The organism is Streptosporangium subroseum (assembly GCF_900188345.1).
In the GTDB taxonomy this organism is placed as follows: Bacteria; Actinomycetota; Actinomycetes; order Streptosporangiales; family Streptosporangiaceae; genus Streptosporangium; species Streptosporangium subroseum.
On sequence record NZ_FZOD01000091.1, the window covers coordinates 21,366 to 30,398 of the forward strand.

Annotated in this window: 8 protein-coding genes and 1 pseudogene; 6 read left to right on the forward strand and 3 right to left on the reverse strand. The window is 68.0% G+C overall.

The window, feature by feature from the left end:
- The first annotated feature begins 22 nt into the window (after positions 1–22).
- Positions 23–967, forward strand: a complete 945-nt coding sequence (locus tag CHC08_RS44025; RefSeq protein WP_089213329.1) for an aldo/keto reductase — start codon at positions 23–25, stop codon at positions 965–967.
- A gap of 231 nt (positions 968–1,198) precedes the next feature.
- Here CHC08_RS44025 and CHC08_RS44030 read toward each other — a convergent pair whose 3' ends face one another.
- On the reverse strand, positions 1,199–1,873 hold the full coding sequence (locus tag CHC08_RS44030) for a type 1 periplasmic-binding domain-containing protein (RefSeq protein ID WP_179282572.1): 675 nt from the start codon (positions 1,871–1,873) through the stop codon (positions 1,199–1,201).
- Positions 1,874–2,047: 174 nt separating this feature from the next.
- Here CHC08_RS44030 and CHC08_RS44035 point away from each other — a divergent pair, with 174 nt between their 5' ends.
- The 3 genes from CHC08_RS44035 to CHC08_RS44045 all read left to right on the forward strand — a co-directional run bounded on the left by CHC08_RS44035 (position 2,048) and on the right by CHC08_RS44045 (position 6,233).
- Positions 2,048–3,253 (forward strand): HupE/UreJ family protein, encoded by a 1,206-nt coding sequence (locus CHC08_RS44035; protein WP_089213330.1) that lies wholly within the window; start codon positions 2,048–2,050, stop codon positions 3,251–3,253.
- Positions 3,254–3,372: 119 nt separating this feature from the next.
- Complete coding sequence (locus tag CHC08_RS44040) at positions 3,373–5,025, forward strand: purple acid phosphatase family protein (protein WP_089213331.1); 1,653 nt, start codon at positions 3,373–3,375, stop codon at positions 5,023–5,025.
- Positions 5,026–5,171: 146 nt separating this feature from the next.
- Entirely contained in the window at positions 5,172–6,233 is a 1,062-nt protein-coding gene (locus tag CHC08_RS44045) for a WxL protein peptidoglycan domain-containing protein (RefSeq protein ID WP_089213332.1), read from the forward strand.
- 91 nt (positions 6,234–6,324) lie between these two features.
- Here the strand turns inward: CHC08_RS44045 and CHC08_RS50315 are convergent, their stop codons facing one another.
- Entirely contained in the window at positions 6,325–6,474 is a 150-nt protein-coding gene (locus tag CHC08_RS50315; RefSeq protein WP_179282573.1) for a hypothetical protein, read from the reverse strand.
- A gap of 110 nt (positions 6,475–6,584) precedes the next feature.
- Here CHC08_RS50315 and CHC08_RS44055 point away from each other — a divergent pair, with 110 nt between their 5' ends.
- Positions 6,585–7,763: a cytochrome P450 gene (locus CHC08_RS44055; RefSeq protein WP_089213334.1), complete on the forward strand. Its 1,179-nt coding sequence runs from the start codon at positions 6,585–6,587 to the stop codon at positions 7,761–7,763.
- On the opposite strand, the gene CHC08_RS44060 is transcribed toward CHC08_RS44055, so the two are convergent.
- Entirely contained in the window at positions 7,760–8,305 is a 546-nt protein-coding gene (locus CHC08_RS44060; RefSeq protein WP_143653627.1) for an amidase, read from the reverse strand. The two genes, CHC08_RS44055 and CHC08_RS44060, sit on opposite strands and share 4 nt — an antisense overlap.
- A 358-nt stretch (positions 8,306–8,663) precedes the next feature.
- On the opposite strand from CHC08_RS44060, the pseudogene CHC08_RS44065 reads away from it, so the two are divergent.
- Positions 8,664–9,033 (forward strand): annotated as a pseudogene (locus CHC08_RS44065) (hypothetical protein); the annotation flags it as partial.

The following is a 9,033-nucleotide window of genomic DNA, read 5'->3' on the forward strand; positions in this document are numbered from 1 at the left end:
GAGCGGAAGAAGGAGACATCACATGGACACTGCTTCGTTGGGTGGGTTGACGACCTCGGTCCAGGGACTGGGTTGCATGGGAATGAGCGAGGCGTACGGCACCCCCGATTGGGATACCTCGATCACCACTATCCGCCGCGCCATGGACCTCGGCATCACCATGATCGACACTGCGGACATCTACGGTGCCGGGCACAACGAGGTCTTGGTGGGTCGCGCTGTGGTAGGCCACCGGGACGAGGTGCAGCTCGCCACGAAGACAGGCATCGACCGCAGCCACGGTGACGACGCCTGGGTTCTGCGGGGTGAGCCGGCGTACATCAAGCGCTCGTGCGACACCTCGCTGCTGCGCTTGGGCGTCGACCACATCGACCTCTATTACCTGCACAGGCCGCCGGAGACCGTGGAGATCGAGGAAGCCGTCGGCGCGATGGCCGAGCTGGTGAAGGAGGGCAAGGTCCGCCACCTCGGCCTGTCCGCGGTCGACGGGGATCTGCTGCGCCGCGCTCACGCCGTCCATCCGATCACCGCGGTGCAGAACGAGTACTCCCTGTGGGCCCGTGACCTGGAGACCACGGTGGCGGGAGCGATGCGGGAGCTCGGCGTCGGGCTGGTCGCGTATTCACCGCTCGGCCAGGGCTTCCTGACCGGCGCCGTCGACATGGGGGCCCTGGAGGCGAACGACGCCCGCAATCATCTGCCCCGCTTCGCCGAGACCGCCAACGACGCCATCGCCAGGGTCGTCCGCGAGGTGGCGGAGAACAAGGGGGTCACCGCCGCCCAGGTGGCGTTGGCGTGGGTGCACTCCCGTTCCGAGCGGCTCGGTGTATCGGTGGTACCGATCCCGGGCACGAAGCGGGTGAAATGGCTTGAGCAGAACATCGCCGCCCTGGAGGTGACCCTGACGGCGGACGACCTCAAGATTCTCGAACCGCTGGGAGACCAGGTAGTGGGCGCCCGTTTCTGAGCTTTTCTCCGGACCCTCCGAGCGTTTGAGATGCAGGCGGAGCGCCGGAGAGCCTTGAACAGCCGTCCGCAACGGCGACTTACGCACCCGCATCGGCGAGGGCGACTCCCGCCACTCCGACGGGGGCAACAACTCCCGCCACTCCTTCCGGCCCCGGTGACGGTGCGACGCGCTTCGCGTTCGAGGGTGAACCGGCCGGCGCCTGCCGCCGGTCGGTGCCGCCCCTCACGTCTAGTCGATCCAGATCACGATGCCGGTCAGGCCGTTGAGCACGGCCGCGACACCGGCCCGGACGGCGCGCGCGGCGCGCTCGGGGGTGAAGGTGGCGGCATCGTACGTCGAGGACATGCCGAGTCCCTCGCCGCGGAACGACGCGCCGGTCCAGTCGGCGGCGGTGACGTTCTCCGTGGGCTCGGCCAGCTCGGCGCCGACCACGAGGAACCGCTGGTCGAGGTGGTTGGCGGAGACCATGGTCAGGGGGTCGACGAGGTCGTTGCCGGCGCTGATGATGAGGTCGGGTGCCATGCCGATCGCCGTGCTGATGCGCGCGATGAACTGGCTCGGCTCCGTGGCGGTGACGGTCTTGAGGCTGACCTGCTCCTCTTCGGCCCACTCCGTCACGGCGTTCACCAGCGTCCTGGTCTGGGGGTCCTTCCCCGCGGTGAGCAGCACCACGCGGTAGCCCTTCGACGGATGGACCTCGTCCCAGGAGCGGGGTCGCGGCGAGATCGTCGACTCCGGGATGGGCGTCGCGGTCGAGTCGAAGAACCCCGCGCCGAGGACGCCGACGGCGGTCGGCTTCGCGTGCGGCTGGGACCAGTCGTCGCTCGAACCGCATCCGCTGACCAATACGGCGGTCGCGACTGCCGCAGCTAACATGCCGGCGGGCAGAAGTCGAGAGCGCATAAAAACCGTCCTCCGGGGGTGGCGTGAGGTGCGCCTACTTCATACCTCATTGCGTGCAATCTTCCGATACGGGTGTTATTTCCGACAGGTGTGGTTCATGGCTGGTTTGCGCGCGGGCTGCTGTTCGTTCATCTGAGCCGAGCAGATTGCCTTCGTCAACCGAAGAGGAGTCACATGTCCCACGTCGCTCGGCGTGCCTGTGCCATTGTCGCCGCCGTAGCCGTGGCCATCCTGCTCAGTGCCCTGCCCGCCCTTGCCCACGGGTTCACCTCGGTCGTGTACGCCGACCTCACCTCACCCGAGGCCGGGCACGTCAGCGCCAAGCTCGGACTGGAGTACGACCTGCTCGTCGTCTCGGCCGCCGACTCCGAGAAGGATGATCCGCTCTTCAAAGAGGGCACCGCGGCGTTCGATGCCGGTGACGCGGCCAAACAGACCGCCGCGCTCGACGCCCACGCCGACTCGGTGGTCGCGTACGTGACCAAGCGCTTCGGCGTCACGGCCGCGGGCGAGGCGTGCACCCCGGTCCGGAAGGGCGACTTCACGATCGAGCAACGCGAGGGTGTCCCGTACGCGCTGCTGGTTCTCGACTACCCGTGCCCGCCCGCCGGAGCGCACGAGGTGCGCAGCGCGCTGTTCCCGGACTCCGAGGAATATGTTCGCGACACCAAGACGGTGGTCACCTATGACCTGGACCTGAGGTCCGGAAGCGCCGCCCTCGACGCCAAGCACCCGTCGTTCTCCACCCAGCAGTCCTTCGCCGAGCGGTTCTGGGAGTTCTTCAAGCTCGGCGCCGAGCATCTGCTCACCGGGATCGACCACATCCTGTTCCTGCTCGCGCTCATCGCCGGCTCACGCCGTCTGCGCGAGATCGTGCTGGCGGCGACGAGCTTCACGCTGGCCCACTCGGTGACCTTCATCCTGGCCGCCCTCGGCCTCGTCGACGTGCCGTCGGCGATCGTCGAGCCGATCATCGCCCTGTCGATCGCGGTCGTCGCCGGTTGGCACCTGTGGCGGTTGTGGCGGCGCCGCTCGCACGCCACCGACATCGAGGACCTCGGTCGTGGTCACTTCAGCCTGGACCGCGCGGGCTGGACCCGGCTCGCGGTGGTCTTCTGCTTCGGCCTCGTCCACGGCCTCGGCTTCGCCTCGGCCCTGGGCATCGACCAGCCCCTGTCATGGACCCTGCTGTGGTCGCTGCTCGTCTTCAACGTCGGCATCGAGACCGTCCAGCTGACGATCATCATCATCGTCTTCCCGCTGCTCGCCCTGCTGCGCCACCGCCGGCCGGTCGCGGGGCTGTGGGCGACCGGAGCGATCGCCACCGGGGTGGCGGTCATGGGCCTGGTCTGGTTCGTGCAGCGATTGCTCGGAATCTGAGGCCGCGCCACAACTTCTGGAAAGCGCAACGGTGCGCCTGCCTTACGTTCACCATAAATACACCCACTTCCGGAACTGTGACAAAGCTCTTCATTTAACCTCAAATGGATGGAAACCCGATGAAGTTCGACAATCGGACACAGGGCCCCGGTCTTGTTCGCCGCCGAGTGGCCGTAGGCGCCACCGCGACGGTCATGGGCCTCTCCGCAGCGTTCGGCAGCGGCCTGACGGCCACGGCCCACGCCGACGTCAGCGTCAGCGCCAGCGCGCCTGTCACCGGCATCATCCTCGGCGTGGGCGCGACCGAGTCGCAGCGCATCGTGTCCTGGTACTCCTCGGTCGGCACCGCGCAGACGGTCGAGGTCGTGGCGATCTCCGGCAATTCCGCCAAGCACATCGTCACCTTCCCGGCCACGGTCGCCGCGAACAGCGTCAACGGCGGCTACAACGGCCACGCCACGATCACCGGCCTGAAGAAGAACACCACGTACTCCTACCGCGTCGGCACCAAGGGCCACTGGTCCCCGACGTACTCCTTCAAGACCCAGGACTTCAAGGGCAACTTTGACTTCCTGTTCTTCGGCGACCCGCAGATCGGCTCGTCCGGCGATGCGGTCAAGGACGGCGCCGGTCTGCAGGACACCCTGAAGGTCTCCCTCGCTGCCAACCCGAACGCCGAGCTGCTGGTCTCGGGCGGTGACCAGGTCGAGAGCGCCAACAACGAGGCGCAGTGGAACGCGTTCCTCGCCTCCAACAAGCTGCGTCAGTACCCGTGGGCCGCCACCATCGGTAACCACGACGTCGGCGGCAAGGCGTATGAGCAGCACTTCTGGACCCCGAACACCGACCGTTCCGCGCCGTACTACAGCGGCAACGCGGCCACCCAGTCGGGCGGTGACTACTCGTACATCTACAAGGGCGTCCTGTTCATCGACCTCAACAGCAACGCCTACGCCAACGGCGCCGACGCCGCGCACATCGGCTACGTCACCGACACCGTCAAGAAGTACGGCAGCCAGGCCAAGTACACGGTGCTCGTCTACCACCACTCGATCTATTCGCCGGCCGACCACGCGAACGACGGCGACAACCAGCTGCGCCGTCAGGACTTCCCGACCGCCTTCTCGAACCTCGGCGTCGACCTGGTCCTGCAGGGTCACGACCACAGCTACTCCCGTAGCTACGTGATCAAGAACGGTGCGAAGGCGAACCCGAAGGAGAAGCCGGGTGCCGCCCAGGTGGAGCAGGGTCCGGGCGGCGTCATCTACGTGACGGCGAACTCCTCGTCGGGTTCGAAGTACTACGACCTCACCGCTCCTGACATCACCAAGGACCCGAAGTACGGTCCCGACCCGCTGAACCCCAAGAGCCACTGGGCCAACTCGGTTGAGAACCAGGAGCACGTCCGTACCTACGTGAAGGTTCAGGTGCGCGACGACAAGCTCGTCGTCGAGAACCTCCGCAGCGGTACCTGCGCTACCCCCAACGCCGCGGTAGAGCTGGGCAAGGTGGACTGGTGCGGCCCGAACAGCGGCGCCAGCGCTGCTCAGCCGGTCGGCTCCGCCGTCGACAAGGTGGTCATCCGCCCGTCCAGCACCAACGGTCACGATGACAATGGCCACGGCAACGACAACGGCCACGGCAACGACGACCACGGCCACGACAACGGCCACGGCAATGACAATGGCCACGGCAACGACGACCACGGTCACGACAACGGTCACGGCCACGACAACAATCTGACCACGGCTCCGGCCGCCTGGCTTCAGTAGTCGACCGAGGGTGGTGCCGGAGACCCTCACGCTCACCGCGCTGAGCTGATCCGGACCGTTCCACCTGGTGGGGTGGGCGCCGTTGGGCGCCCACCCCACCACACGTCTTTCATCCCGACACTTCCCAACTGCCCGAGGATCACCAGATGCGCCCGCCCAGACCGCGTACGACCACAGCAGCCGGAGCCCTCGCCCAGGCCACCGCCGTGGTGCTGCTCGCCGCGCTCGGCTTCCTCGGAATGGGGGCCGGACCGGCTGCGGCGGCGGACGGCGACGACTCCTGGGCGGTCGCGACGGCCTCCAACGACTTCGGGTCCGACCGGCAGAACTACGACTACACCATCGACCCGGGCGGGCAGCTCAAGGACGGCCTTGTGGTCGTCAACCACGGCACCACGCCGCTCCACCTGGCCGTGTACGCCGCCGACGGGTTCACCGACAAGGGGGGCCAGCTCGACCTGGTCACCAAGGACGCGAAGTCGACGCGCGTGGGTGTGTGGGTCCACGCGGACCGGCCCGACGTGACGGTCCAGCCCGGCAAGTCGGCCGAGGTGCCGTTCACGGTCACCCCTCCGGACGACGCCGCGCCCGGCGAATACATGGGCGGCATCGTCACCTCGCCGATGCAGGCCGGCGAGGCGGACGGGACCGATGCGAACCAGCGTCGCGGCATCCGGATCCGTCTGCGCGTGGGTGGAGAGCTCAGGCCCAGCCTGTCGGTGGAGGACCTGCACGTGCGCTACTCGGGCACGCCCAATCCGTTCGGGAAGGGTGACGCCACCGTCACGTACACGATCCACAACACGGGCAACGCCATCCTCACCGCTCGGCAGGAGGCGTCCATATCCGGCCCCTTCGGGAGCCTGGACGTCCGCGCGGGGCAGATCAAAGACTCGTCCTCACTGCTCCCGGGCGACACCTGGAAGGTCTCCGTGCCGGTGCACGGCGTGACTCCCGCGCTGAGACTGACGGGGAAGGTCACCCTCATCCCGCTGATCACCGACGCGTCGGGCTCGATCGCCCCGCTCGCCGCCGTCGAGACCACGACGCACGCCTGGACCATCCCCTGGGCGCTGCTGCTGCTTCTCGTCGTCGTCCTCTGCGGGATCATCGTCGCCGTTCTGACTTTCCGGCGCCGCCGCCGTCAGGCCGAACTCCGCGAGGATGCTCGCGTCCAGGCGACGCAGATCCCGCACAAGGAGAAGTGATCGGGGGGAGGAGACCTCCTCGGAGCACGGCGGACCCGGTGAGACCGGAATCGAAACATGGTGATGTGGACGTTTTGCCACGTTGGCCAGATCAGGTCACCTGCGTGGGGACAGACGCGGTCCCCTTGGCGCGTACGGGGCCCGGAGTTACAGTCCAGGCATGAGCGAGCTCGACGTCGGCCAGGCCGTCACGCGTCTGCTCCACCATCGCGGGTGAGACCTGGGATCGAGGTGGGATCACCTCCATCCTCGACGACCACGGGCAGCGGGCCCCCTCCCCCGTGCCCTTCGAGAGCGCCGAGCAGGCCCACGTCCATGGGCTGAAGCGGAGAGCGTCCACGAGGGAGCTTCATGATCGCCAGTGCGGACAGCGTATTCCGTCGTCGTTCCTCATCCCCGGCGGCCTTCGGGAGCAGACTGGCCGCTCTCGGCCGCGAGCACCCGGTCGTCTTCGACGAGTTCATGGCCGCGCCACTCGTGTTGCGCTACGGCGATGTCTCGGCCGCCCTGCGCGACACGGCCACATTCAGCACCCAGTTGTACGCCGTGGGCCCGATGAGCTCGGCCATGGTCGCTCTCGACGGGGCGGAGCACAACCGCCAGCGCCGCATCCACAATCGTTTCTTCAGCGCGGTGGCCAGCGCCAGGTACGCGCGGATCGTGGCGCCGATCGCCGAGCGCACCTTCGGCGCGCTGGCTGCGAAGTCCGAAGCGGACCTTGTCGAGGACGCGGGCGCCCGATACCCGATGGAGGTCTTCCTCGCCCTGCTCGGAGTCCCCAACGAGCTCGGTGACCAGGGGCTGCAGTGGGTGCGTACCATCGTCAACTGGCTCGGATCACCGATGAGCGAGGAGGTCGCCGGCCCCGGTGAACGGGCTTTCGCGGAGCTCGGCGCCTACACCAGGCGACTGGTCGAACGAGAGCGGGAGGATCCGGGAGACAACCTGCTGGGCGAGGTCGTCCGGGCATACCTGAGCGAGGACGCCTACTCGCCGGAGACGGTCACGGTCGCCGTGGTGGGCCTGCTGCTCGGCGGCTTCGAGACGACCATCCAGATGCTGTCGGCCACCACCGCCTCGCTGCTGCTCAACCCGGAGTCGCTCGGGCGCGTCCGCGCGGACGCCGGTCTCATCGACGCCGCGATCGACGAGGCCTTCCGCTGGGCCAATCCGTCCGCCGGGCTTTACCGGTTGGTGCGGCGGGACACGCGGATCGCGGGGACCGACCTGGCCGCGGGGAGCACGGTGTATCTCTGCATCGCGGCCGCGCACTTCGACGAGCAGTCCTACCCGGACGCCGAGCGGTTCGACCTGGACCGGCGCGGCGGGCACCTCGGGTTCGGCTTCGGACCGCACTACTGCGTGGGCGCGCCGCTGGCCCGCATCGAGGTGCGGGCCGCACTCACCGCGCTACTCGCCGCCTGCCCCGACGTGTGCCTCGACCCTGATTCCCCACCGAGCTTCTACTACGGAGCGCGGGGCTTCGTGCAGCACGGTACGGACGCGCTTCCCGTCCTGCTGGGGCGCTAGACCACAAGAAGTCGTGGCTCTTCGGCCGCGAAGGACCGGGCCGTGAGGCGGCTTCTGCGAGCCTCGCTGAAGGCCGTGCCGACGAGGGTGACGCCGATCGGGTTGTGGCCCGCGGAGCTGGCGGTGGGGCCGTACCCGGCGGGGAGCGTCAGCGCCGGATAGCCCGCGCGGTCCGCGTAACCGACGAGCGCGCTGCCGCTCGGTGCCATGACGGCGTCGAAGTCGTCCGACTTGTCGCCGGGCGTTCCGTTGGTGAGGATGCCGTCGATCAGCGCCCGGTTGGACGCCTTGCCCGCCTCCAGGTCGGCCTTGTACGCCGCGCCGATGGCGGGGTCGGACAGGTTGACGGCCTGGGCGGCGAGAAGCTGACCCTGCTGGTACTTCAGTCCCTCCACGGAGTTGGCGGTGTTGTAGCCGATGATGTCCTGCAGCGACCGGGCTCCGTGGCCGCGCCGGATGCCGGACAGGGAGGCGTTCAGGTCGCGCTTGAACTCGCGCGGCACGATGCTCGCCGGGTCAGGGCTTGGCGTGCCAACCGCCATCTCGGTTGTCGTGGCCCCGAGCCAATCGCCGGTGCGACGCACCGCTCTGAATTCACGGCTCGGCATCGACGTCCGGAACACCTGGCTGAATATCCACGGCGACCGCGGACCGGACATGGGGTCGCCGGAGCACCCGAACCGGCCCTGACCGTCGGCGGTCCTGCCGGGTGAGCCCGCCGCCCGGCACCGCGATCTCCCTCATGGTCGACGACGCCCGCGCTGTAGCGTTCGCTTTCAATCCATTGCAACGTGCACGGGAATGACCGTTGCATTACTCTCAAGGCCATCGCAACGATTTTACCGTATCTGCCTGCATAAACGCCGATTATCCGCAACGAGCATGTTGCCCTGAATTGGAATGCAACGTAGCGTTTCCACTGTCAGAAACAACAAGGCACGGGAGCACACCATGCAGAAGTTCGCCACCCCCACCCCGATCACCACCATCATCGACATCCCCGCCGGCCGCCTCCAGCTCATCGCCGCCGACCGCACCGATGCCACCGTCGAGATCCGGCCCACCAACCCCGCCAAAACCCGCGACGTCCAGGCCGCTGAGCAGACCACCGTCACCCACACCGACGGCATCCTGCGCATCCACACCCCCCAGCCCACCCACCAGCTGTTCGGCCCCTCCGGCTCCCTGCAGATCACCGTTCAACTGCCCACCGGCTCCCACCTGCAGGCCACGGCCGCCGCCGCCGAACTGCGCGGCGTCGGCCGCCTGG